The 24,455-nt window shown below is 65.1% G+C and carries 23 protein-coding genes; 12 read left to right on the forward strand and 11 right to left on the reverse strand.

The genetic code is table 11. The annotated features are described in order from the left end of the window. The first annotated feature begins 40 nt into the window (after positions 1 to 40). From gcvT to CWS35_RS30805, 4 genes are all read left to right on the forward strand, one after another. Positions 41 to 1,186: a glycine cleavage system aminomethyltransferase GcvT gene (gene gcvT, locus CWS35_RS30790; RefSeq protein WP_100955236.1), complete on the forward strand. Its 1,146-nt coding sequence runs from the start codon at positions 41 to 43 to the stop codon at positions 1,184 to 1,186. Between the two features lie 16 nt (positions 1,187 to 1,202). Further along, positions 1,203 to 1,568: a glycine cleavage system protein GcvH gene (gcvH, locus tag CWS35_RS30795; protein WP_024580891.1), complete on the forward strand. Its 366-nt coding sequence runs from the start codon at positions 1,203 to 1,205 to the stop codon at positions 1,566 to 1,568. Positions 1,569 to 1,744: 176 nt separating this feature from the next. Continuing rightward, a complete protein-coding gene (gene gcvP / locus CWS35_RS30800; RefSeq protein ID WP_100955237.1) occupies positions 1,745 to 4,618 on the forward strand; it encodes an aminomethyl-transferring glycine dehydrogenase in 2,874 nt (957 codons plus the stop codon). Positions 4,619 to 4,786: 168 nt separating this feature from the next. Then, entirely contained in the window at positions 4,787 to 5,224 is a 438-nt protein-coding gene (locus tag CWS35_RS30805) for a thioesterase family protein (protein ID WP_024580893.1), read from the forward strand. Positions 5,225 to 5,229: 5 nt separating this feature from the next. On the opposite strand, the gene CWS35_RS30810 is transcribed toward CWS35_RS30805, so the two are convergent. Both CWS35_RS30810 and recA read right to left on the reverse strand, forming a co-directional pair. After that, the gene (locus tag CWS35_RS30810) at positions 5,230 to 6,195 is read right to left on the reverse strand and encodes a hypothetical protein (protein WP_245438744.1); all 966 of its coding nucleotides are present in this window, start codon (positions 6,193 to 6,195) and stop codon (positions 5,230 to 5,232) included. 91 nt (positions 6,196 to 6,286) lie between these two features. Further along, positions 6,287 to 7,375, reverse strand: a complete 1,089-nt coding sequence (gene recA / locus CWS35_RS30815) for a recombinase RecA (protein ID WP_024580895.1) — start codon at positions 7,373 to 7,375, stop codon at positions 6,287 to 6,289. Positions 7,376 to 8,185: 810 nt separating this feature from the next. On the opposite strand from recA, the gene CWS35_RS30820 reads away from it, so the two are divergent. Continuing rightward, positions 8,186 to 8,392: a hypothetical protein gene (locus CWS35_RS30820; protein WP_024580901.1), complete on the forward strand. Its 207-nt coding sequence runs from the start codon at positions 8,186 to 8,188 to the stop codon at positions 8,390 to 8,392. Positions 8,393 to 8,442: 50 nt separating this feature from the next. Here the strand turns inward: CWS35_RS30820 and CWS35_RS30825 are convergent, their stop codons facing one another. Together CWS35_RS30825 and CWS35_RS30835 are read right to left on the reverse strand one after the other, a co-directional pair. Continuing rightward, positions 8,443 to 8,673 (reverse strand): hypothetical protein, encoded by a 231-nt coding sequence (locus CWS35_RS30825; protein WP_024580902.1) that lies wholly within the window; start codon positions 8,671 to 8,673, stop codon positions 8,443 to 8,445. A gap of 506 nt (positions 8,674 to 9,179) precedes the next feature. Continuing rightward, the gene (locus CWS35_RS30835) at positions 9,180 to 9,311 is read right to left on the reverse strand and encodes a hypothetical protein (RefSeq protein ID WP_024580904.1); all 132 of its coding nucleotides are present in this window, start codon (positions 9,309 to 9,311) and stop codon (positions 9,180 to 9,182) included. Between the two features lie 171 nt (positions 9,312 to 9,482). On the opposite strand from CWS35_RS30835, the gene CWS35_RS30840 reads away from it, so the two are divergent. Beyond that, positions 9,483 to 10,958: an amidase gene (locus CWS35_RS30840; protein ID WP_168226407.1), complete on the forward strand. Its 1,476-nt coding sequence runs from the start codon at positions 9,483 to 9,485 to the stop codon at positions 10,956 to 10,958. 144 nt (positions 10,959 to 11,102) lie between these two features. Then, positions 11,103 to 11,564 (forward strand): PaaI family thioesterase, encoded by a 462-nt coding sequence (locus CWS35_RS30845; RefSeq protein ID WP_024580906.1) that lies wholly within the window; start codon positions 11,103 to 11,105, stop codon positions 11,562 to 11,564. Between the two features lie 28 nt (positions 11,565 to 11,592). Here CWS35_RS30845 and CWS35_RS30850 read toward each other — a convergent pair whose 3' ends face one another. From CWS35_RS30850 to CWS35_RS30865, 4 genes are all read right to left on the reverse strand, one after another. Beyond that, complete coding sequence (locus tag CWS35_RS30850; protein ID WP_024580907.1) at positions 11,593 to 11,886, reverse strand: HdeA/HdeB family chaperone; 294 nt, start codon at positions 11,884 to 11,886, stop codon at positions 11,593 to 11,595. 199 nt (positions 11,887 to 12,085) lie between these two features. Beyond that, a complete protein-coding gene (locus tag CWS35_RS30855; protein WP_100955239.1) occupies positions 12,086 to 14,119 on the reverse strand; it encodes a pyrroloquinoline quinone-dependent dehydrogenase in 2,034 nt (677 codons plus the stop codon). 72 nt (positions 14,120 to 14,191) lie between these two features. Further along, on the reverse strand, positions 14,192 to 15,619 hold the full coding sequence (locus CWS35_RS30860) for a caspase family protein (RefSeq protein ID WP_100955240.1): 1,428 nt from the start codon (positions 15,617 to 15,619) through the stop codon (positions 14,192 to 14,194). Positions 15,620 to 15,758: 139 nt separating this feature from the next. Then, positions 15,759 to 15,989 (reverse strand): hypothetical protein, encoded by a 231-nt coding sequence (locus CWS35_RS30865; RefSeq protein WP_100955241.1) that lies wholly within the window; start codon positions 15,987 to 15,989, stop codon positions 15,759 to 15,761. Between the two features lie 181 nt (positions 15,990 to 16,170). Here CWS35_RS30865 and CWS35_RS30870 point away from each other — a divergent pair, with 181 nt between their 5' ends. From CWS35_RS30870 to CWS35_RS30890, 5 genes are all read left to right on the forward strand, one after another. Further along, on the forward strand, positions 16,171 to 16,602 hold the full coding sequence (locus tag CWS35_RS30870) for a hypothetical protein (protein WP_245438745.1): 432 nt from the start codon (positions 16,171 to 16,173) through the stop codon (positions 16,600 to 16,602). A gap of 153 nt (positions 16,603 to 16,755) precedes the next feature. Beyond that, entirely contained in the window at positions 16,756 to 17,727 is a 972-nt protein-coding gene (gene dapD, locus CWS35_RS30875; protein ID WP_100955243.1) for a 2,3,4,5-tetrahydropyridine-2,6-dicarboxylate N-succinyltransferase, read from the forward strand. Between the two features lie 243 nt (positions 17,728 to 17,970). Next, the gene (locus CWS35_RS30880) at positions 17,971 to 19,530 is read left to right on the forward strand and encodes an alpha-L-arabinofuranosidase B (RefSeq protein ID WP_210202743.1); all 1,560 of its coding nucleotides are present in this window, start codon (positions 17,971 to 17,973) and stop codon (positions 19,528 to 19,530) included. A gap of 150 nt (positions 19,531 to 19,680) precedes the next feature. Further along, positions 19,681 to 20,865 (forward strand): GNAT family N-acetyltransferase, encoded by a 1,185-nt coding sequence (locus CWS35_RS30885; RefSeq protein ID WP_100955245.1) that lies wholly within the window; start codon positions 19,681 to 19,683, stop codon positions 20,863 to 20,865. A 188-nt stretch (positions 20,866 to 21,053) separates the two neighbouring features. Next, positions 21,054 to 21,887 carry a transglutaminase-like domain-containing protein gene (locus tag CWS35_RS30890; RefSeq protein ID WP_100955246.1) on the forward strand — a complete coding sequence of 278 codons (834 nt, stop codon included), beginning with the start codon at positions 21,054 to 21,056 and terminating at the stop codon, positions 21,885 to 21,887. A 247-nt stretch (positions 21,888 to 22,134) separates the two neighbouring features. Here CWS35_RS30890 and CWS35_RS30895 read toward each other — a convergent pair whose 3' ends face one another. From CWS35_RS30895 to CWS35_RS30905, 3 genes are all read right to left on the reverse strand, one after another. Next, positions 22,135 to 22,773 carry an NIPSNAP family protein gene (locus CWS35_RS30895; RefSeq protein WP_245438746.1) on the reverse strand — a complete coding sequence of 213 codons (639 nt, stop codon included), beginning with the start codon at positions 22,771 to 22,773 and terminating at the stop codon, positions 22,135 to 22,137. A gap of 82 nt (positions 22,774 to 22,855) precedes the next feature. After that, positions 22,856 to 23,521, reverse strand: a complete 666-nt coding sequence (locus CWS35_RS30900) for a DsbA family oxidoreductase (protein WP_024580916.1) — start codon at positions 23,519 to 23,521, stop codon at positions 22,856 to 22,858. Between the two features lie 62 nt (positions 23,522 to 23,583). Further along, positions 23,584 to 24,408: a helix-turn-helix domain-containing protein gene (locus tag CWS35_RS30905; protein ID WP_100955248.1), complete on the reverse strand. Its 825-nt coding sequence runs from the start codon at positions 24,406 to 24,408 to the stop codon at positions 23,584 to 23,586. Between the last annotated feature and the right edge of the window lie 47 nt (positions 24,409 to 24,455).

The following is a 24,455-nucleotide window of genomic DNA, read 5'->3' on the forward strand; positions in this document are numbered from 1 at the left end:
AGGGGAAATGGGTCCCCGCGGGAACCGCGAGGGCCCTGTGATGCTTGCGCGCGAAACTTCACCGCTGAAACAGACCCCGCTGCACGCGCTGCATCTGGCACGCGGCGCCAAGATGGTGCCGTTCGCCGGCTACGACATGCCGGTGCAATACACGGCCGGCGTGCTGAAGGAGCATCTGCACACCCGCAAGGATGCCGGCCTGTTCGACGTGTCCCACATGGGACAGCTCACGCTGACGGCCAGATCCGGCAAGGTCGGCGACGCCGCGCTGGCGCTGGAAAAACTGGTGCCGCAGGACATCGTCGGGATCGCGCCGGGACGGCAGCGCTACGCGCAATTCACCAATCACGATGGCGGCCTGCTCGATGACCTGATGGTCGCGAATTTCGGCGATCATTTGTTCCTGGTGGTCAATGCCGCCTGCAAGGCAGAGGACGAGGCGCATCTGCGCGCGCATCTCTCCGACGTCTGCGAGATCGTGTCGCTGGACGACCGCGCGCTGATCGCGCTGCAAGGCCCGAAGGCCGAATCGGCACTGGCGAAATTGTGTGCAGATGTCAGTTCGATGAAATTCATGGACGCCGGCCCCCGCCGTGTCGCCGATATCGACTGCTTCGTCTCCCGCTCCGGCTATACCGGCGAGGACGGTTTTGAAATCTCCGTGCCCGCCGACAAGGCCGAAGCCCTGGTTACCGCGCTGCTCGACAATCCCGACGTGCTGCCGATCGGGCTTGGCGCCCGCGACAGCTTGCGGCTCGAGGCCGGGCTCTGCCTCTACGGCCACGACATCGACACCACGACGACGCCGGTCGAAGGCGCGCTGGAATGGTCGGTGCAGAAAGTCCGCCGCGGCGGCGGCGCCCGCGCCGGCGGCTTCCCCGGCGCCGACAAGATCCTCAGCCAATTCGCACAAGGCGCATCGCGCCGCCGCGTCGGCCTCAGGCCGGAGGGCCGCGCGCCCGTGCGCGAAGGCGCCTTGCTGTTCGCCGACCCGACCTCGACCGAGCCAATCGGCAAGGTGACCTCGGGTGGCTTCGGCCCGAGCCTCAACGCGCCGGTTGCGATGGGCTATCTGCCCACCGCCCTGTCCGCGCTCGACACCATTGTTTTCGCCGAAGTGCGCGGCCAGCGGCTGCCGCTCAAGGTCGCCGCCACGCCCTTCGTCCCCAACACCTACAAACGCTGAACGCCAGAGGATCTCCATGACGACGCTGTACACGTCCGACCACGAATGGCTCCGCATCGAGGGCGACGTCGCCACGATCGGGATCACCGACTACGCGCAGTCGCAGCTCGGCGACGTCGTGTTCGTCGAACTGCCCAAGGTCGGCCGCAGCCTGAAGAAGGCCGAGGCCGCCGCCGTCGTCGAATCCGTCAAGGCCGCCTCCGACGTCTACGCGCCGATCACCGGCGAGGTGATCGAGGTCAACGAGGCGCTGGCCGCCGAGCCCGCGCTGGTCAATTCGGATGCCGGCGGTAAGGCCTGGTTCTTCAAGCTGAAGATCGCTGACAAGAGCGAACTCGGTGGCCTGATGGACGAGGCCGCCTACGCCGCCCACACCGCCTGAGAGAATGAAACAGATTGCGACCACACACTCACTGTCATCGTCCGGCCTTGTGCGCAATTGCGCACTTGGACCGGGCGATCCAGTACGCCGCGCCCCTTCAGCTTAATCGCTGACGTCCCGGCGTACTGGATACCCCGCATTCGCGGAGTATGACGGCTGACAATGAGGACCACGCCATGAACGCGCCTTTCGAGCCGATCAACGAAGCCGCCACCGATTTCGTCCGCCGACACATCGGACCATCGCCGCGCGACATCAACGCGATGCTGGAGACGGTCGGCGCCGCGAGCTTGCAGGCGCTGATGAACGAGACGCTGCCAGCCTCGATCCGGCAGAAGGCGCCGCTCGATCTCGGCCGCGCGTTGAGCGAGACCGAGGCGCTCGCGCATATGAGCGAGCTCGCCGCGCAGAACCAGACCTTCACGTCGCTGATCGGCCAGGGCTATTCCGGCACCATCCTGCCTCCGGTGATCCAGCGCAACATCCTGGAGAACCCGGCCTGGTACACGGCGTACACGCCGTATCAGCCGGAGATCAGCCAGGGCCGGCTCGAAGCCCTGTTCAACTTCCAGACCATGATCTGCGACCTCACCGGGCTCGACGTCGCCAACGCCTCGCTGCTCGATGAAGCGACGGCGGCAGCGGAAGCGATGGCGCTCGCCGAGCGCCACTCGCAGGTCAAGGCGAAGGTATTCTTCGTCGACAAGGAGGTGCATCCGCAGACGCTCGCCGTGATGCGCACGCGCGCCGCCCCGCTGGGCTGGGCGCTGGTGGTCGGCGATCCCCTGACCGAGCTCGACAAGGCCGACGTGCTCGGCGCGCTGCTGCAATATCCGGGCACATCGGGCGCGGTGCGCGACCTCCGCCCGGCGATCGCATCGCTGCGCGCCAAGGGCGCGCTTGCGATCGTGGCCGCGGACCTGCTGTCGCTCACTTTGCTCGCTTCGCCCGGCGAGCTCGGCGCCGACATCGCGATCGGATCGGCGCAACGGTTCGGCGTCCCGATGGGCTATGGCGGGCCGCACGCCGCCTACATGGCGGTGCGTGACGCGCTGAAGCGCTCGCTGCCCGGCCGCATCGTCGGCCTGTCGGTGGATTCGCGCGGCGCGCCGGCCTATCGGCTGGCATTGCAGACCCGCGAGCAACATATCCGCCGCGAGAAGGCGACCTCCAACATCTGCACCGCGCAGGTGCTGCTCGCGGTGATCGCCTCGATGTATGCGGTCTATCACGGGCCCGAGGGCCTGACGCATATCGCACGCAGCGTGCATCGTCGCGCCACCGTGCTCGCCGCGGGGCTGCGCAAGCTCGGCTTTGCGCCGACCAGCGAAGCGTTCTTCGACACCGTGACCGTCGAGGCCGGCGCGAAGCAGATCGAGATCGTCACGCGCGCCCAGGCGGAGCGGATCAATCTGCGGATCGGTGCGACCACGCTCGGCATCGCGCTCGACGAGACCACCACGGCAGAAACCGTCGAGGCGGTGTGGCGGGCGTTCGGCGGCAAGCTGAGCTTTGCCGAGATCGAGGCCGCCGCCCGCGAGGCGCTGCCGAAGGAGCTGCGGCGCAGCAGCGCCTTCCTCACCCATCCGGTGTTCAACAGCCATCGTTCGGAGACCGAGCTGCTGCGCTACATGCGCAAGCTCAGCGATCGCGACCTCGCGCTCGACCGCGCCATGATCCCGCTCGGCTCCTGCACCATGAAGCTCAACGCCACCACCGAGATGATCCCGCTGACCTGGCCCGCGTTCGGCAATCTGCATCCGTTCGCGCCCACGGATCAGGCCAAGGGTTATCATTCGCTGTTCAAGCGGCTGGAGCAGTGGCTGTGCGACGTCACCGGCTATGACGCGGTGTCGCTGCAACCGAACTCCGGCGCGCAGGGCGAATATGCCGGGCTTTTGGCCATTCGTGGCTACCATCTCGCGCGCGGCGAGCCGCATCGCAAGGTGTGCCTGATCCCCTCCTCCGCGCACGGCACCAACCCGGCCTCCGCCGCGATGGTCGGCATGGACGTCGTGGTGGTCGCCTGCGACGCGCGCGGCGACGTCGATGTCGGCGATCTCCGCGCCAAGGCGGAGAAGCATTCGGCCAAACTGGCCGCCGTGATGATCACCTATCCGTCGACCCACGGCGTGTTCGAGGAGCACATCCGCGAGATCTGCGACATCGTGCATGCCCATGGCGGACAGGTCTATCTCGACGGCGCCAACATGAATGCGCAGGTCGGCCTGTCGCGTCCCGGCGACTACGGCGCCGATGTCAGCCATCTCAATCTGCACAAGACCTTCTGCATCCCGCATGGCGGCGGCGGCCCCGGCATGGGCCCGATCGGCGTCAAGGCGCATCTTGCGCCCTACCTGCCGGGCCATCCGGCGACCGACGGCGCGACAGCGCATGCCGTCGGCCCGGTCTCGGCCGCGCCGTTCGGCTCGGCGTCGATCCTGACCATCTCCTACATCTACATCCTGATGATGGGCGGCGAAGGTCTGACGCGCGCCACCGAAGTGGCGATCCTCAATGCGAACTACATCGCAGCAAGGCTGCAACCGCATTTCCCGGTGCTGTACCGCAACGAGCGCGGCCGCGTCGCGCATGAATGCATCGTCGATCCGCGGCCGCTGAAGACGACCAGCGGCGTCACCGTCGACGACATCGCCAAGCGGCTGATCGACTACGGCTTCCATGCGCCGACCATGAGCTTCCCGGTGGCGGGCACGCTGATGATCGAGCCGACGGAATCGGAATCGAAGTTCGAGATCGACCGCTTCTGCGATGCCATGATCGCAATCCGCAAGGAGATCGCGGAGATCGAGAGCGGCCGCTGGAAGGTCGAGGCGTCGCCGCTGCGTCACGCCCCGCACACCGTGCACGACATCGCCGACGATGTGTGGGACCGGGCCTACACCCGCACCGAGGGCTGCTTCCCGGCAGGCGTCTCGCGCTCCGACAAATACTGGAGCCCGGTCGGCCGCGTCGACAATGTCTACGGCGATCGCAACCTGGTGTGCTCGTGCCCGCCGATCGAGGATTACGCGGAGGCGGCGGAGTAACGCCCGCGACGATCAAGGCTGCGTAGGATGGGTAGAGCGCAGCGAGACCCATCACTACATATCACGTCATAAGAGATGGGTTTCGCTTACGCTCTACCCATCCTACGAACTACAATCGACAGCCGCTGATCGCGCGACAAGTAGCGGGCCGCGCGCCGCAGGAGGAACATGCGCGAGGAATTCTGGTTTCACTTCCCGTTTCGCGTCCGCTATTCCGAGGTCGACGCGCAGGCCGTGGTGTTCAACGCCCACTATTTGACCTATTTCGACACCGCGATAACAGAGTATTTCCGCGCGCTCGGCTACGACTATCTCGGCGAGGTCAAGCGGACCGGCATCGACTTCCACACCGTGAAGTCGGTGGTCGAGTACAAGGCGCCAATCCGGTTCGACGAGGACATCGAGGTCTGCGTCCGCGTCGCGCGGATCGGCCGCTCCTCGATCAACCTGGCGCTCGCGATCTTCGCCAAGGGCTCCAACGATCTGCGCGCCACCGGCGAGATCATCTGGGTCGCGACCGACCAGACGACCCATCAATCGGTCGCCGTCACGGACGATCTGCGGGCGCTGATTGCGAGCCGGGAAAAGGCGCTGCCGGCGGGCTGAGTTGACTACGGCCTGGTCAGCGTCGGAGCAATGCGCCAGAGATTGTCGTTGGTGAGGTGCGTGCCGCCCCACCAGCGATCGATCGGGTTATGGCTGCTGAAGTCTTCCTGGTGCGCGATGATCGCTTCGCCAAACTCGGTCAGCCGCGGATAGCTTGCAGCGTAGCGCGCGTGCCAGCTCCTTTTGCTCTGCGGTCGTTCGAGATCGGTCACCGCAGGCGACGGACCATCCGCGAGGCCGTCGAGCAATGAGAAAAGTTCGAGCTCCCCGAACACATTTCCGGGGTGCCAGAATCGATGAAGGAGTCCAAGCGCTGAAAAGCCGTCGTAACGTGCGATCAGCTCGAGAAGTCGCATTTCAGTTGCGCCAAGCCCCGTCGCGCGGGAGGGCAATTCTGCAACCAAGGCAAGCTGCGCCGACCTCAGAAATGGCAGTGAGCTAAGGTCACTCTGCAAGCAATCCAGAAAAGGCATTGGGGTGGCTGCGCGATAAGCCGACCAGGTCGCACTTCCGATATTGAGTTCGACCGGGCCGACGTCGACCGTCAACACATCCTCTGGTTCGGGCATTTCTTCAACCGGCATCGTCAGATCGAAATCAACAAGACGCAACTTCAACCTGGCCGCTGTCTCGGGATGATATCTGAAGAAAGCCAGAAGGAAGGCCAGTTGCAGCTGATCGTTCGGATACTGTTCGAACCAGAGCTCGATCACGTCATACGGTTCGCAATACTCGACGAGCGAAAGGTGCCTGCGAGCCCGGACTTCATCGGAGAACAATCTCCATGAACACCAATCCGACCAATGACGACCCGGACCCTGGCCGGAACGCGCGCCAAAATAATCTTCGAACTCTTCTACCGGGGGCAACGGCCCCCAAACGAAGCGAAAGCGAAATTCAATGACCGCCTCTGCCAGACCCGAGCGCGCGAGACGGATACCGGAACCAGTCAGAATCAAACGCTTCATCATCCAACCTCGCCGAACGCAAAACAAAAACGGGCGCCGAAGACGTCGGCAACTCAACGTCCTCAGCGCCCGCTTGCAGCGAAATGATTGAGCCTTACTCCTCCGTCGGCTCCTCGCCGTCGGCGTCGCGCTCGGGCGTGCCGGCAAGGATCTGCTCGGAGATCAGGCCGGAGTTCTGCCGGATCGCGGCTTCGATCTTGCTGGTGATATCGGGGTTGGCGCGCAGGAACGCCTTCGAATTCTCGCGTCCCTGGCCGAGCCGCTGGCTGTCATAGGAGAACCAGGCGCCGGACTTCTCGACGAGGCCGGCCTTGACGCCGAGGTCGAGTATCTCGCCCATCTTGGAGACGCCCTCGCCATACATGATGTCGAATTCGACCTGCTTGAAGGGCGGCGCCAGCTTGTTCTTCACCACCTTGACGCGGGTGGTGTTGCCGACCACCTCGTCGCGCTCCTTGATCGCGCCGATGCGGCGGATGTCGAGGCGGACCGACGCATAGAATTTCAGCGCATTGCCGCCGGTGGTGGTTTCCGGCGAACCATACATCACGCCGATCTTCATGCGGATCTGGTTGATGAAGATCACCATCGTGTTCGACTTGTTGATCGAGGCGGTGAGCTTGCGCAGCGCCTGGCTCATCAGGCGCGCCTGCAAGCCCGGCAGCGCATCGCCCATCTCGCCCTCGAGCTCGGCCTTCGGCACCAGCGCGGCGACCGAATCGACCACCAGCACGTCGACTGCTCCCGAGCGCACCAGCGTGTCGCAGATTTCCAGCGCCTGCTCGCCGGTGTCCGGCTGCGAGATCAGCAGTTCGTCGATGTTGACGCCGAGCTTGCGGGCATAGACCGGATCGAGCGCGTGTTCGGCGTCGATGAAGGCGCAGATGCCGCCCTTCTTCTGGCCTTCCGCCACCGTATGCAGCGCCAGCGTGGTCTTGCCCGACGATTCCGGCCCGTAGATCTCGACGATGCGGCCCTTCGGCAGGCCGCCGACGCCGAGCGCGATATCGAGCCCGAGCGACCCCGACGACACCGTCTCGACATCCATCGAACGGTCGTTCTTGCCGAGCTTCATCACCGAGCCCTTGCCGAACTGACGCTCGATCTGGGAGAGCGCGGCTGAGAGGGCCTTGGACTTGTCCATGGAGGATCCTTCGACGATACGCAGTGCGGTGGCGGACATTTGGGATGTGCTCCTTATGGCGAGGATTCGCTAGCGGGACAAACGGGGCGGGTGCGATCAGGCGGAATGCGTTGTTGATAGGAATCTCGTACCACGTTTGTTCTATGTTCGCAATATGTTCTTTCCACCAGATATCAACCCGTTCACGATAAAGACCGGGCAAGCCGCGGCGCCGGAAGCCGAATTCCAACCCTGCTTCGATCGAATTAAGCCAGTCGTAACTGTGCCTTAGTGCGTTCTCAGTAGGACTACCGAGTTCGCTTGTACGATGTTCTCCCCGACCCGATCGGCAACGAAGTCCTTTGGGACTCGTCGGCCGTTATGGGGTGATCAGAACCGGTTGCGCCTATCGCTGCCCTGCCCTTGCAGCTCCCTAGCGTTGCGCGATCCAGCGCACTTTTGCGGCATTTCGTCATGGCCCACGACGATCCCGTAGTTCTCCGGGCCAGAACAAAGTTCCGGAGCTATGTGACACCCGTCCACTCAAGATAACCGTTAATGATCAATAAGCTACAGAGTAGGTTCGATCAGGCCAGACAGCGCCTTGGCACAATTTGCATACTACCTTAGTACCTCTCCTGACGCCTGAAAAAACTACGTAGCCTTCATGGGAAGACTCAGGTCCCGCCAGTGTTTTTGACATTGGCCTGCTTGGCCGGCGGCGCCGGGAGCGCGGATCTGCTTTCAACGTCTGAAACGACGCCCGAACGGGCGCAGCAATTCCACATCGCCGTTTGACGAGTGCTAATTATTAATACAACCTTTAGTTTAAGAATCGACGACCGCTTTTCAGCCGCGGAACCGTTCCAGATGATTCACAAGGGCGTCGAGTTCAGCGTCACGCAGTTCGTGGCAGGCGTCTGGAAATGGCGTTTCCAGATCGGCGACCGGGTCTTCATGGGCAAGACCGAAGCGAAGCTCGACCTGCTGGCGATCCGCCGTGTCCAGTTGCGGATCGACCGCGAGCTCAACAATCTCGAGCGCACGCGCTCCAGCGGCCGTGGCGATGGGGATTGAGGCACGTCGGTCCGGCACGTTCGGATGCGCCGGCGGGCCGGCCTCATGCGTCAGTCGGCGCTGGCGAGCCGCCGCATCGTGAACTCGATGTCGCCGCCGGGCAGTTCGCGCCAGCTCTCGACGGCGCTCATATAGGCGGCCTTCGGATAGCGCTTGAGGAAATCACGCGCCCGCAGCCGGGCCTGATCGCGCGGCAGGCTGAAGGTCTCGCGCAGATAGCCGTCATCCGGCCTCCGCCGCTCGGCCATCCGGCTTGCGAGATCACGCGGACGAAGCACCATTGCCGCAACTCCGGACCAACTGACGACGCCTCCAATATAGGGGCGACGCCGGGAGAATCCGAGTCTGCGGGAAACCGGCGAACCCGGACGAGCGCTACTGGCTGCGCTGCGCGGAGCCTGCGGACGGCGTGGTGCTTCCGGTCTTGGTCTTCGGCTTGGCGGGATGGGCCGCCGCCTTCGGCGCGTCGCTGCGCACGACCCCCACGGATCGGACGACGTCTTGGCATCGGGAATCTTGCTGAGCGAATCCTTGTAGGCGCGCTGATTGGCTGCGTCCTGATCCTTCTCCTCCTGGGTCTTGGACTTGACCTCAGGCATCAGATTGATGTTCGGCATCTGCGCATAGGCCGGCGCCGACAACAGCACCGCAACCGCGACCGCGCACAAAACTCTCATGAGAACGCTCCTTGCATCTTCGTCCGCGGGTATATCATCGCAGGAAAGTCGTCGCCAAGCACTCTGGCCAAGCACGTCTGGCCAAGCGCGTCTGAGCAAGCGCACCTGCCCTAGAGATGGTCCGATTTGCAGGATTTGGGCGACTGCACCCAGTCGTCCCAGATCGGACCGCAGCGCGTGCAACCACCAAGCGCAAGCCCGATCGCAATCACGCCGCCGAGCACCACCAACCTGCGGAACATGTACGCCCCCACCACGCCGGAACGAGATTGGGCGCCGAAACTGGGGCATTTTCAAGCCGGGCACGGCGCTTGCAGCGCAGCGCGCGCATCGAACGACGACGCAGCGCGGTGGTTTGACCATACGGCGGCTCAAATTACACTGCGCAACAAATCAGAAAAGGAATCGATCAAATGACTTTGGCGATGAGCTGGGACGAATGGACGCGGCATGACGGCACCGCGCTCGCGGCGCGTGTCCGGAGCGGCGAGCTGGCGCCCCGGGAGCTGGCGGCGCAGGCCGCCGCCGCGGTTGCCAAGGTCGATCCCGCGCTCTCCGGCGTCGTCGAGCTGTTCGACGACGTGATCGCCGATCCCGCGCGCGACGGCGCCGATCTCGACGGACCGTTCGCCGGCCTGCCCTTCCTGATGAAGGATCTCGGCCCGACCTTGAAGGGACGGCTACAGGAGATGGGCTCGCTGATGATGCGCGGCAACCGCGCCACGGCGGATACGTTCCTGACGACGAAGCTGCGCAGGGCCGGTCTCAATCTGATCGGGCGCACCACCACGCCGGAGTTCGGGGTTTGCAGCTCGGCCGAGAACCCCGCCGTCTATGTCACGCGCAATCCCTGGAACACCGACTACACCACCTGCGGCTCGTCGGCCGGCAGCGCGGCAATGGTCGCGGCCGGCGCGGTGCCGATCGCGCATGCCACCGACGGTGGCGGCTCGATCCGGATTCCGGCCGGTGTCAACGGCAATATCGGACTGAAAGTGTCGCGCGGCGTGTTCTCGCTCGCGCCGCATCTGTCCGATCTCACTGGTCTCGTCTCGATCCAGGGCTGCCAGTCGCGCTCGGTGCGCGACACCGCGGCGTTCGTCGATGCCTGCCGCGGACCCGCGCCCGGCGAGTTCATGCCGTTCTGGACCTCGCCGGAACCATATGCCGCGATGATCGCGCGCGACCCCGGGCGGCTCAGGATCGCGCTGTCGCACAGCTGGGGCGACTACCGCGCAACGCCGCACATCGCAGCCGAGCTGGAGCGGGTCGGACGCTTCCTCGAAGGCCTCGGCCATCAGGTCGATTACGCCCTGCCGTCGATCGACTATCAGGAGGCCTTCGCCGCGCAGACCACCTGCTACATCAGCAATTTCGCCGTCGTGATCGGCAACATGCTCGCCGCACGTGGGCTGACGCGGCCGCCGGCCGATTTGATCGAGCCGATCAACATCCGGATCTGGGAGCACGGCCGGCACTTCAGCTTCGCCGATCGTGCGCGCATGCAAGCTGTCTTCAATACCACCGCGCGCGGCTTCGGCGCCTTCTTCGAGGATTGGGACATCATCCTGACGCCGGTCACCGCGCTGCCGACGCCCAAGGTCGGCACCACGGAATATCTCACCATCTCGGACAATCCATCGGTGCTGGACTGGTTTGGCAATCTCTGGCGCAATTTCGCCTTCACGCCGCTTGCCAACCTGTGCGGCATCCCCGCGATCTCGCTGCCGCTCGCCACCAATGAGCAGGGCCTGCCGCTCGGCATACAGGCGATCGGCAAGCAGGCCGATGACGGGCTGCTGCTCCAGCTCGCCGCCCAGATCGAGCGGGCGATCGGCGGCAAGTGGAACGACGGCAAGACGCCGGGCGTGCATGTCACGCGCAATTAAAGCATGATCCGGAAAAGCGCGAAGCGGACTTCCGAAAAGATCATTGCGCAAACAAGAGGCTGAAGCGAGATGACGATTCAACCTCATCGCATCTCGCTTTAGAATAGACCACAAGCAACACATCAACGGAGGAAACGGAGCGTCATGCAGCAGGCCGGTGAATTCGGGATCGACGAGGCGAAGCGCGTGCTCGCCGACGTCTTTGCGCCCTGGGTGCAGGACCTCAACCTGTCGATCGAGCAGTTCGACATCGCACCGCCCGCCGGCGGCGATGCCGACTGGCAGCCCGGCGCGATCCTGCGCATGCCGTTCTCCGAGCGGTTGTGCCGGACCGGCGGCATCGTCTGCGGCCAGGCGCTGATGGCGTTCGCCGACACCGCGATGGTGCTCGCCAATCTCGCCGCCAACAAGGGCTATCGCCCGATGACCACGGTCGACCAGACCACGCATTTCATGCGTGCTGTCACCGCCTCCGACGTGCTGGCCGACGCCCGGGTGGTCAGGCTCGGCCGCACCATGAGCTTCGGCCGCGTCTCGCTGCTCTCCGCCACCGACAACAAGCCGGTGGCGATGGTGTCGAGCGCGTTCGCGATGCTGCCTGGATAGCGCGTGATCCGAAGGAAGCGTGAAGCGGTTACTTGCCGAGCACCGCCTCGGCGGCGTTGACGATGCTGATGGTCGGGTTCTTTCCGCAATAGGCCCCGAACTTCCTGGCGTTCTCGGCGAACACGTCGGTGTCGATGATCGCCTCGTCGGAATCGCCCTTGTACCAGCCGTCCATCCAGACCAGCACCATCTTGATGGTGTCGTCGCCGCCTTCGACGAACTGCTTGCAGGTCATGGTCGAGAGATCGAGGACGGTGGCGCTGGCGGGCGCGGACGACAGCGCCAGCGCGGCGGCAAGCATGATCGAGGCAGTGATCTTCATCGCAATCTCCATGGGCAATGACCTGAAATGAAAAGGTCGCCGGACACCCGGCGCGTCCGCTCGCGACCTCGTAGGCGAAGCGTCGCGAGCAACGCAAGCATGGCATCGCGCGGATCGGCCCGCACGTCGTTTCGCTGCACGGATTGAGAACCCGCCGCGCCGATCCGCGATCACACGGATCAACGGGCGTGCGATCGAACTACACGGCGTTTGCGCGACGGCTCCGCCGCCAGCGCCACAGCACCACGATGAACGCAATCAGCACGATCAGCGCGAGCGCAGCCTCGACTACCTTGACCGCGAAGCGTCCGCCGGGACGGTCGACCATGCGCGACCACAACGATGCGGCTTCGCCGGGATGCGGCAGGCGAAACGCCACCACGCTGTCGCCGATCGACGTGCCGGCCTCGGAATGGCCGCCGGCGCCGATCACGACATACTGCTCGCCCTTCCACAGATAGGTCATCGGATTGGCGACGCCCGGCACCGGCAGCCGGCCGAGCCACAATTGCTTTCCTGTCCTGGCATCAAACGCGCGCAGATAGGCATCCATCGCGCCGGTGAACACCAGCCCGCCCGCGGTGATCGCCACGCCATTGACCAGCGGCGTGCCGCTGTTCAGCGCGATGCCGAGCGGCGCCAGATCCTCACTGGTGCCGACCGTCGAATGCCAGAGGATCTTGCCGGCCTTCAGGTCGAGCGCCACCATCTCGCCCCATGGCGGCTTGTTGCAGAGCGATCCGAACGGCGACCGCGCAACCGACCGCGACATCGCGAACGGCGCCCCTTCCTGCTGGCCGAAATCATGGCCCGGCGGCGGGCTGAAGCCTTTGGCTTGGTCGCGCGGGATCAATGTGACGATCTGCACGGCGTGGCTGACATTGGCGTAGACGATCTGGTTGACCGGATCGAACGCCGCGCTGCCCCAGTTCACGCCGCCGCCGGTCATCGGATAAATGATCGTGCCGCGCGTCGACGGCGGCGTGTAGAGGCCCTCATTGCGGGATTGCGTGAACAGCTTCTCGCAAGCGGCGCCATCAATATCGAATGGCATATGGAACGCATCATCGGCGCCGATGCGCTGGGTCAGCAGCGGCGGCACATGGGTCGGGAACGGCTGCGTCGGCGACAGCTTCTCGCCCTCGGCGCCGTTCTGCGGCACCGGGCGCTCCTCGACCGGCCACACCGGCTTGCCGGTGTCGCGATCGAGCACGAACACGAAGCCCTGCTTGGTCGGCTGGATCACGACGTCGCGTTGGCCATCGCCGGTGTCGATCCGCGCCAGCGTCGGCTGCGCCGGCAGGTCATAGTCCCAGACGTCGTGATGCACGGTCTGGTATGCCCAGACCAGTTCGCCGGTCTCGATCCGGAGCGCGACGACGGAATTGGCGTGCTCGTCATTGCCGGGACGCTTGCCGCCCCAAAAATCCGGACTGGGCGATGTCGTCGGCAGGAACACCAGGCCCCGTGCCTCGTCCACCGACATCGTTGCCCAGACATTGCTGTGGCCGGCCTCGACGCCGTCATGGACCAGCGGATCGAAGCTCCAGCGCGGCTGACCGGTCCGTGCATCGTAGGCGCGCACCGCGCCGACCGGCGCGTCGACCCTGCGGTTGTCGCCGATCGCGGAGCCGACCACGACCACGCCGTGGCCCGTCACCGGGGCCGACGTGATCTGGAGCTCGCCCGGCCATTCCAGCTTCATCCCGGCGTCGATCTTGATCTCGCCGCCATTGCCGAAATCGGTGCACGGCTTGCCGGTTCTGGCATCGAGCGCGATCAGGCGCGTGTCATTGGTGCCGGTGAAGATGCGTGACTTGCAGGCCGCGCCTTCGGCCGCGCGATCATCCGTCCAGTACGCGACGCCGCGGCAGACAAAGCGGTTGGCCGGGCGCTGCGCCATATTGATCTTCGGATCGAAACGCCACTTCTGCGCCCCGGTGCCGGGATCGAGCGCGATCACCTCGTTGAACGGCGTGCAGAAGATCAGGCTGTCCTCGACGAACAGCGGTGTCACCTCGAACTTGGTGCGCTTCATCACCTCGGGCGGACGGGCGTCGAGATCGCCGGTGCGGAACTCCCAGCCGCGCACCAGCGTGCCGACATTGTCCGGCGTGATCTGCGTCAACGGCGAGAAGCGTTGTCCTCCACGATCACCGCCCCAATACTCCCAGGCAAGCGCCGGCTGCATACACAGCACCAGCGCGGCGAGCAGGCCAATCAGGGACCGCATTGCGTCCTCCCGCAAGATGCGATCATCAGTCGCCGCACCTCATGCAGGGCAAGCGTTTACGCGATCGGCACGTCAGTATCTACCCCCGCGATAACCGCCGCCATAGCCGCCGCGATAGCCACCACCGCCGATGCCGATGCCGATTCCGACCGGCGGACCGACGGGCTCGTAGACCACGGCCGGAGGCGGACGGCGCACCACCACCACGTCGTCCTCGACCACGACCGGCGGTCGACGCTTGCCGGCGCGCCGCGGCGGATCGGAAACGACGCGCTTCTTCACCGGCGCATCGGCCTTCTGCTGCTGCGTCGGCGTCGCATTGCAGGGACAGGTCGGCGCCGCCAACGCGACGTTGGTTGCGGGCACGCTGAGCGCGGCGGCCGGCGTCGGATCGGGACGGTAGCGCAGCCGTTCGATCAGCTTGTTCGCAGTGGCGGTGAGATCGCTGTCGGGATACAGCGCGAGGAAGCCGCGATAGGCCGCCGCCGTGTTGACCAGAACGGCACTGCTCCACGCCACCATGCGACGATGCCGCTCGAGCCAGTCGCGCGCCTGCAAGCCGCGCGGCGTGCCGGCGAAGATCGCGGCGAAGGCCTCGTAGGACTCGTCGGTGCCGTCGACCACGATCAAATCGTTTGCGGCCTCGATCGGCTTGCCCTGCAATTCGCGCTTCCATTCATCGACGGTGCGCCTGGTCTCGGCCGGCTTCGGCGTGGCCGCGGGCGCCGCCGCTGGACCCGCCATGAAGCGGAAATCGTCGGTGAGCGACGAGGAGTCCCAGGGTGTCTGGCGGCCATCGGTCGCCTTGTTCACCGCGAGACGAACCCGCTTGAAGGTGTCCTCGATCGGAATTCCCGGCTGCTTCGCCGCTGCCAGTAACGCAGTCGTGTACGGGCTGTTGGCGCCGCTGCCGTCCTCGGCTTCCGCGCCGGGCGACGTCGAGAACGAGACGAAGGTGCCGGGAGCGCCGACCTTGGCATCGACGATGGCAAGCCCATGCCCCGCGGTCTTGCTGAGGTCCGGGAACGGATTGTTGCGGCAGGCATCGAGCAGCACGATGCGCATCCGGCTCGGCACCGAGGTCAGCGTGTTCAGAATGTCGTTGAGGCGAACCGCCTGGATCGGGATATCGGCCTCGCGCTTCGGGTCGACATCGACCGGCACCAGGTAATTCTCGCCGTCGATCTGCAAGCCGTGCCCGGCATAGAACACCAGCGCCACGCTGTCGGCGCCCTTCGCCGCCACCTGGCCGGCGAAGTCGCTGATCCGGGCCCGCATCTCGTCCTGCGACAGATCCGATGCCGTCGTCACCGCAAATCCGGCATCGGTCAGCATCTGTGACATCGCCCTGGCGTCGTTGGCCGGATTGGGCAGCGCGGGCACCGACTTATAGGCGGACTGCCCGATCACCAGCGCGAGGCGGCTTTCCGCCGATGCCGGCACGGCGCCGAACAGGATCGCCACCGGAACAATCAGGCTGAGGAGCGAACGGCTTAGCATGGCGGCCCTCCGTCGAGGATGTCGGAGATGGGTCGGAGGCCGTCAGAGGAAGGTTCATGGCATGCGGCAATCTGCTGCCGGCATCACCGGCTCTGATGTCGAACCGCCGCAGGGACCGTGGGCTGGATCGTTCGGCCGGCTATTTCGGCTTCTTGGCAGGATCAGGGGCCGGCTTGGTGACGCCCCAGGGATCGTATTTCTCCTTGGGCTCGGGGATACGATCGAGCGCAGCCTTGTAGGCCTTCTCGTCGATCTGGGGCTTCTTCTCCGTCTTCTTGTCATCGCCGCCGCCACCCCCGCGCCGGCCTTGAGCCAGGGTCGGTGTCGCGATCAGCGCCAGAACGACGGCAGCAACCGTGAAGCTTTTCATGTCAGTCTCTCTCCCCCAAAGCCGTAGCAACATCCGGCAATACCTCTACGCCAAAGATAACTTGTCTCTCGACATTTGTTGATCGACAAAGCGCGGCATACCGCGAATTCAGCGCCACCAGGGGGGCGCAATCGAGGCAACGGCACATTAAATCCGCTCGATGGGACAGGGACAAGTACATGTGGCCGCGCTGCTGGCCGGCGCCGCCTTGATCTTGAGTGGCTGCGGGCTGGCGGACAGCCATGCGGTGTGGCCGGAGGTATTGAAGGTCAAGGCCAACGAGCCCGCGCCGCTCGAAGCGCCGCCCGATGTCAAGCGGCTGGTCGCGGGCCGATTGGACTCGGTCTTCACCGCCGGATCGCAGCCCGCTCATGTTCGGGTCTCCGCCCCGCTGCACGACCCGCGCGGCACCGGCTGGACCGCCTGCGTGCGCGCCGAACTGACGTCAGTGATCGGTAAGCCGCTGGGGACCCAGACCTATCGCATCTTCATCAATGACGGCGCGATCTTCGATCGGCGGCAGGCCGAGGCTGACGATAATTGCGTGACCGAGACCTACGAACCGGTCGAGAGCACCGTGGCAGCGGACGCGCAACGAAGCACGAAACCCTAGGTGCGGAGCCGGCGCCGGCATCGACCTGCCGACAATCCCCGATGAATCCGTCGAAAATGCCCCAAAGTGGCTGTGTTTGAGGGTCCGGAAGTTGCCATTTCTCCGGGAACGCGCTTATGACTACGCGCAGGATCGTAAACGTGAGACATTGAAATGGCGATGGAATTGAGGGGCGCGAGCGGCGAGGGATTTGCGACGATTGCGGCTGATGGTCGGGTGTTGGATGCCTGGTTTCCTCAGCCGCGGCTGGTTGCGCAGGCCGACAAGGCCGCAACGCTGCGACTGACCAATGACGAGATCAACAAGTCGCTGGGACAGTCGGCGGACGGATGTGTGCGACACGACGACATCCGCAATGTCGACATCGTTGCGATTCGGACCGAGATCGGCTCCCTTGCATCTGCGCCAACCGATGTGCACGACGCATATCTTCGCCTGCAACTCCTGAGCCACCGGCTGGTGCAGCCGAATTGCCTGAACCTCGATGGCATTTTCGGTCTGCTGCCCAACGTTGCCTGGACCACCCTCGGACCCTGTGATTGCGCGCGTGTCCCGGAAGCACGAATGCTGGCGCGCAAGCGCGGCACGGCGTTCGAGGTGACCGGCGTGGACAAGTTTCCGCGCATGACTGACTACGTGACGCATGCGGACGTGAGAATTGCCGATGCGGATCGCGTCAGGCTCGGAGCCTATTTGGCTCCGGGCACGACCGTCATGCATGAAGGCTTCTGCAATTTCAATGCGGGCACGCTCGGTCCCTGCATGGTCGAAGGCCGGATCAGCGCCGGCGTGGTCGTGGCGAGCGGCAGCGACATTGGCGGCGGCGCGTCGATCATGGGCACCCTGTCCGGCGGCGGGAAGGAGAAGATCACAGTCGGCGAGCGCTGCCTGATCGGAGCCAACGCCGGTATCGGTATTTCGTTGGGCGACGATTGTATCGTCGAGGCAGGCTGTTACATCACGGCAGGCGCCCGCATCCTCCTGCAAGATGGCCGGGTGCTGAAGGCCAAGGAGCTCTCGGGCCACAAGGGCCTGCTGTTCCGTCGCAATTCCCAGAGCGGCGCTCTCGAGGCAACCAGACGTGCGCAGAACTGGGACGGCCTCAACGCGCAACTTCACGCCTAGAGCATGATCCGGAAAAGCGCGAAGCGGTTTTCCGAAAAGACCATGCGCAAACAAGAAGCTAAAGCGAGATGACGATTCAACCTCATCTCATTTCGCTTTAGCCCCGTTCGCGCGAGGAAGTCGCCGACTTGCGGCGCGTCAGCTTCCAGCGTGACGCGCCGACCACGACTGTCACCGTATCGTTATGAGCCTTCGCGATTTCCGCGGCTACCCTGTCGCGGCGAGCGGAGGATCATGTCGGTCATGAGCGCATTGCTGTCCGCACTGATGACGAGCGGGATCCGTGCCGCGTTGGCCACCGTCGCTGGCCTGTTGATCGGCCTTGGCGGCGCGCACGGCGAGACGATCAGGCCGCGGCCCTGTGACATCTACGCCGCCGCGCATACGCCATGCGTCGCCGCGCACAGCACGGTGAGAGCGCTCTACGACGGATATGCCGGTGCCCTCTATCAGGTGAAGCGGACTTCAGACGGCGCCACCGAAAACGTCGGCCTGCTCTCGGACGGCTACGCGAACGCCGCGGCGCAGGACAAATTCTGCGCCAGCACCGCCTGCATCATCACCCGGATCTACGACCAGTCGCCCCGGCATAACGACCTCACCATCGCAGCCGGCGGACATTACAAGGGGCCCGGCGCCGGAGGGGCCGACCTCGGCGCCGCCGCCGACGCGCTTCCGGTCACGGCCGGCGGTCATCAGGTCTACGGCGTCTCGATCTCGCCCGGCATGGGCTATCACAACGTCAGGACGACGGGCGTTGCGGCGAAGGGCGAGCCGGAGGGGATGTACATGGTTTCCTCCGCAACCCATTTCAATTCGGGGTGCTGCTTCGACTATGGCAATGCCGAGACGAGCAGCACCGACACCGGTGCCGGCCATATGGATGCGCTCAATGTCAGTCGCGATCTGGAATGGCCGAACTGCCGCAATGAGCCAGGGCCCGGGGTGCACGCGGACCTCGAGAACGGGATTTTCCACTGGGATCAGCGAAGCTGCAATCCAGCCGCAAGGATCAGTGGCGGGCCACGCCCGTTCATCTCGGCCTGGCTGAAGAACAATGGCCAATCCCGGTTTGCGTTGAAGTGGGGTGACGCCCAGTCCGGCGGGCTCAACAAGATTTATGCCGGTGGCCTGCCGCGTGGCTATGCGCCGATGCGGCAGGAGGGCGCGATCATCCTCGGCATCGGCGGCGACAACAGCCACGGCTCCGCGGGCTCGTTCTTCGAAGGCGCGATGACGGCGGGCTTTCCGACCGACGGTGCCGACGACGCGGTCCAGTCCAACATTGTTGCCGCGGGCTATGGCGCGCCGAGCGGCCTGTCCGGAACGCTGGCGCCGGGATCGGAAATCTCGCTGCGGGCGACCACCGCATGCTGCACGGCAGACTCTCTCCGCAACCAGAACGGCACCGCCGTGATCGCGCCGATCACGTCGCGCAGTGCCGCAGCGGACAGACGCGACGCGACCTGGATCGTGCGACGGGGCCTCGCCGACAATGCCTGCGTCTCCTTCGAATCCAAGGGCAGTCCGGGTGACTTCCTGCGGCACCAGAACGCCGTGCTCCGCATGCAGCCATTCGACGGCACGGCGCTCAATCGGTCCGACGCGACCTTCTGCCCGGAGCCGGGGAAAAGCGGCAAGGGAAACTCATTCCACGCAGTGAACGCCCCGGCGAAATACATTCGCCACTATTACGGCAAGGTCTATATCGCGGGTGACGGCGACGACAAGAATCCCTGGGACGCCAAGGCGCTTTGGAGTGACGACGCCAGCTTCGTCGTCGGTCCGCCCTGGTCGCCATAGACCGTGTCTCGACCTTATGCTGAACAGTCCGTTAACCTGACCGCTCAAATTGAGCGGTAGCCTCAACGGCATTTTCCATCTCTTCGGGATAACTTCGCGAGCTGTGACGAACGCAGGCCGAACAGCCTCGCGGACCGGGGAAACAAGGACGTGGCCGATATTGCTGACCAGGCAATGATCCGCCGTGCATCGCGCCAGGATGCCACGGACGATCGCGCGTTGCCGCCGCTGTCGGCCGCCCCCGTCGGGGCGTGGCGCGCGCTGGCCGAACGTGCGATCGAGCCCAATGGCTACTATCAACCCGACTGGGAGCTGGCGGTCGATGCCTCCGCGCGCGGCCGCACCGGCGCTGCGCTGCTCAGCGCCTCCGGTGACGCCGGGCAATTGATCGGGCTGTTGCCGGTCATTCCGATGCGGCGGATCACCCGGATGCCGCTGCCCGCGCTGGTCGGTGCCGAACCCTATGGCACGTTGTGCACGCCGCTGCTCGACCGCGACGCCGCCGAGCAAGCCGTGGGCAAGTTGTTGCAGCAGGCCCGCAACGCGGGCGCGCATGCGCTGATCGTGCGTACCATGTCGCTCGAGGGCCCTGCCATGACGGCGATCCGCGCGGTGCTGGCGCGGGACGGTTTGCAGCCCCGCGTGCTGAGCGCCTATCAGCGCGCACAGCTCGATGCGACGCGCGATGCCGACGACCTGCTGCGCGACGCGCTCGGATCGAAGAAGCTGAAGGAGCTGCGGCGCCAGCGTCATCGCCTGTCCGAACACGGCGCGGTGCGGTTCGATGTCGCACGCACGCCGCGCGCCGTCGCCGCGGCGCTCGAGACCTTCCTCGCGCTCGAGGCCGGTGGCTGGAAGGGCAAGCGCGGCACCGCGCTCAGCCAGCATGCCGGCGACGCCGCCTTCATCCGCCGCGCGACGTCGGCGATGGCCGAGACTGGCCGTTGCGAGATCATCACGCTGCATGCCGGCGGCACGCCGGTCGCAGCCGGCATCGTGGTGCGCCACCAGGATCGCGCGTTCTTCTTCAAGATCGGCATCGACGAGCGCTTTGCCAGGCATTCACCCGGCACGCAATTGACGCTGGATCTCACGCGTCATCTCTGCGCCGATCCCGCGATCAATTCGGCCGATTCCACCGCAGCGCCCGGCCATCCGATGATCGACCCGATCTGGCGCGGCCGCTTCGCGATCGGCGACGTGCTGCTGCCGCTGCGGCGCCGCGATCCGCTGGTCGGCGCCATTCATGCCGCACTGACCCTGAACAATGTCGCCTACGAGGCCGCCCGCGGCGCGGTCCGGCTCATCCGCCGCCGCCGCGGCAAGCCCGGCTAGAGCCTTTCCCGTCCCGATGGAATCGGGACGGGGCTCTAGGTTCTTGTCTTGACGCGTTTTCTTCACGCGAACCGGTATCCACTTCGCTCGAAAACGCTCTAGCGCGGCCCCCTCTTACGCGAGCCTGCGCGGATCGATAGGCTTGGCGCGACGGCCTCGAGCCGATGACATCGTGATCCGGCGGGAACGTGACGATCCAGCAATGCTACGTCCGGCAAGACGCGCTGACCGACCCTGGCGCATTCGCCGGAGCATATGACGATCTGCCGGAGACGATCGCCGGACTGCGCGAGGTCGTCTCTGGGCTGATCGTCCATGTCGCCCTGGCGCAGCTCTACGACATGCCGCCCGATGCCCCGATGATCAGGCAAACCCAGCCGGTCGCCGATCGGTTGCAAGCGACCCAGGCGTCGTTCGCCGGATCGCTCACCGCGACACGCCCGCCGCGCAATCGCACCTTCGGCACCTGTCGCGACTACGCGCTCCTGCTGTGCAGCATGCTCCGCCACCGGTCGATCCCGGCGCGGGTGCGCTGCGGCTTCGCCACCTACATCGCCGGCGACATCTATCACGACCACTGGATCTGCGAATATTGGTCGCCGGGCGAGCAGCGCTGGAGGCAGGCCGACGCGCAGCTCGATGCGCTTCAGATCGAGCAGCAGCAGATCACGTTCGACTGCGCGGACCTGCCGCGCGATGCGTTTCTTACGGCAGCGCAGGCCTGGCAGCTGGCGCGAAGCAACGCGGTCGCGGCCGGCGCCTTTGGGCATGCCGGGACCACCGGCCTGTGGTTTCTTCACGTCAATGTCTACCGCGACCTGTTGTCGCTCACGAACCGGCAAATGTCCGATTGGGATGGCTGGCGCGACGCGACGCCGGACAACAAGGTCCTGAAGATCGACGCTCTTGCCGAGCTCGACCGGATTGCGGACATGGTCACGGCGTTCGAGAATGGCGCGGAGCAAATTGTCGCACTGGATCAAGCGGCATCACATCGCTTGACGCCACCCTGGCATTCGTAGCGCGCCCGGCGCACTGAACGAACACCATTCATGGCTACGAACGGTTTACCCTTTCGTAGCCATGCAGACACATCAGGAAATGATCGGGGCCGCCGTCAGGTTGGCGTCAGCTTGCCCCTCTAGCGTTGTGGTGCGCTGGTTCTCAGACGGCGCGTGCCCTTGCCTGGAAAGCCTCATCCGATGGAGACGTCGGGTGAGGCTTTCTACTCTGTCGGCTTTCGTCCTGCGCGGGCGAACGCCGCCCTTGTCATTGCAACGGCGAATGCGGCGCCGGCAGCATGATGGTCGAATTCATCTCCTCCAGCAGCAGCGTGCCCTTGCCGAGGAATTCCTGCCAGGCCGGGTCCTTCATCGCTGCGCCGCGCGCGGCGGCGCGGGCGTTGAGATCGGGATAGGCCCAGATATGGCAGACCTCATTCGGCTGCCCGGCGTCGGTGGCCCACAGGCCGACGATCTTCGAATACTTCTCGCGCTCCGGCATCACGCCGGTGAACAGATCGAGCCACTGCTTGACACCACCGAGCGGCTTGGCCCGGTAGTTGCGGAATTCGTAGAGGTTGCCCTTGGTGGCGGGGGCCACCGGCGGGATGATCGCGTTCATCAGCCGGACCTCCTGGCGCAGCAGCAGCGGACGGATCGCCGGAATGTATTCGCCGGTCCAGCGCGGATTCTTCCCGAGCTCGGCGCGCAGCTTCGTCCGCTCGTTGAGATCGGCGTAGCTCCACATGTGCATGACCTGATTGAGCGGACCGATCTCGGTGATCCAGTAGCCCTCCAGCTTGCCGAAATTATCGGCGCGGATGTCGCGCGAGATCGTGCTCGCCGCCTTCACCATCTCGCCGACGGTGCCTGGACGTACCGTGTAGGTGCGCAGCTCATAGATCATGGTTGTCTCCCTGATTGTTTCCGATGGATGGTGGGCAAACGAAAAGCCCGGCATGAGCCGGGCTTTCGATGAGGATTGCGGACTATTCCGCGGCCTGCGCGTTGATCTCGGCCGAGACCTGGCGGATGGCGCGGGCGAGCTGCTCGGCCGGCTGGGCGCCGGACACGGCGTATTTCTGCGCGAACACGAAGGTCGGCACGCCGGAGATGCCCTTCTCGGCGGCCTCCTGGGCCTGCGCCGAGACCAGGGCGACATCCTCGTCGCTGGCAAGACGCTTGCGCACGTCGTCGGCGTCGAGCCCGACATCGCTTGCCGCCTGCACCAGCACGTTGGTGTCGGTGAGATCACCGCCGTCGCGGAAATACAATTCCATCAGCCGCTGCTTCATCTCTGCCGCCTTGCCCTTGGCCTCGGCCCAATGGATCAGGCGGTGGCAGTCGATCGTGTTGGGCTGGCGCTTGACGAGCTCGGGGTGGTAGGTCAGCCCCTCCTCGTTGGCAGCGGCGACCACGCGGCCGGCAATCCCCTTGTAGGCGTCGACCGAGCCGAACTTGGCGGTCAGATATTCGTCGCGGCTGATGCCCTCGCGCGGTACCCAATTGTTGAGGAAGAACGGCCGCCAGTGCACCTCGACCGGTACGTCGGGCACCAGCTTGAGCGCGTCCTCGATGCGATGCTTGCCGATATAGCACCAGGGGCAAACGACGTCGGAGACGATGTCGAGGCGAAGCGGCTTCAGATCGCTCATGGCGGGGCTCCCGGCGCAAGTGGAACCCCAAAATTAGGCCGAAAGCGCCCCGAGACAAGCCGCTATTTCATACTGGCTGCCATCTGCCGCATCCGCTCCGCGGTCAGCTCGTCGGCCGGGAAGAAGGTCTCCAGCGCCAGTTCCTGCAACGTGATGTCGACCGGGGTACCGAACACCATGGTGGTCGAGATGAAACTCAGGATCTCGCCATTGAGGCGCAGCTTGAATGGCAGCGCGACATTGTTGTCCGCCGTGATCGGCGCCGAGCGCGCCGGGATCGGATAGGATTTCAGGTCCTGATAGAGCTTCAGCAATTCCGGATCGGCGGTCGCCTCGCATTGCCGGTGCAGCCGCTCCAGGAGATGCGCGGCCCATTCCGCCAGATTGACCGTGCGTGGCGCCAGGCCCTCGGGATGGAAAGCGAGCCGCAGGATGTTGAAGGGCTGGCCGAGCAGCCGCTGCGGCACCCCCTCGAGCAGCGGCGCCACCATGCGGTTGGCGGAGACCAGATTCCAGTGCCGGTCATAGGCCAGCGCCGGATTGGGCTCATGCGCCTTGAGCACCAGGTTGATCGCCTCGCGCGCCGATTTCAGTGCGGGGTCCTCCAGCGAGCGTTGCGGAAATGCGGGGGCGAAACCCGCGGCGACCAGCAGCACGTTGCGTTCGCGTAGGGGCACGTCGAGGCGCTCCGCCAGTTTGAGGACCATGTCGCGCGACGGCGCCGAGCGGCCGGTCTCGACGAAGCTCAAATGCCGCGCCGAGATCTCGGCATCGACGGCGAGGTCGAGCTGGCTGAGATGGCGGCGCTGCCGCCACTCGCGCAGGTGCTCGCCGATCAGGACGGGTTTCGCGGGCTCGGCCCGCGCCAGGGATGCATGTGCGTTCATGGTGCAAAACCTATCATGCGGAATTCGCCCGTTCCATTACGCCTGAG

This window comes from Bradyrhizobium sp. SK17 (assembly GCF_002831585.1).
GTDB lineage: Bacteria > Pseudomonadota > Alphaproteobacteria > Rhizobiales > Xanthobacteraceae > Bradyrhizobium.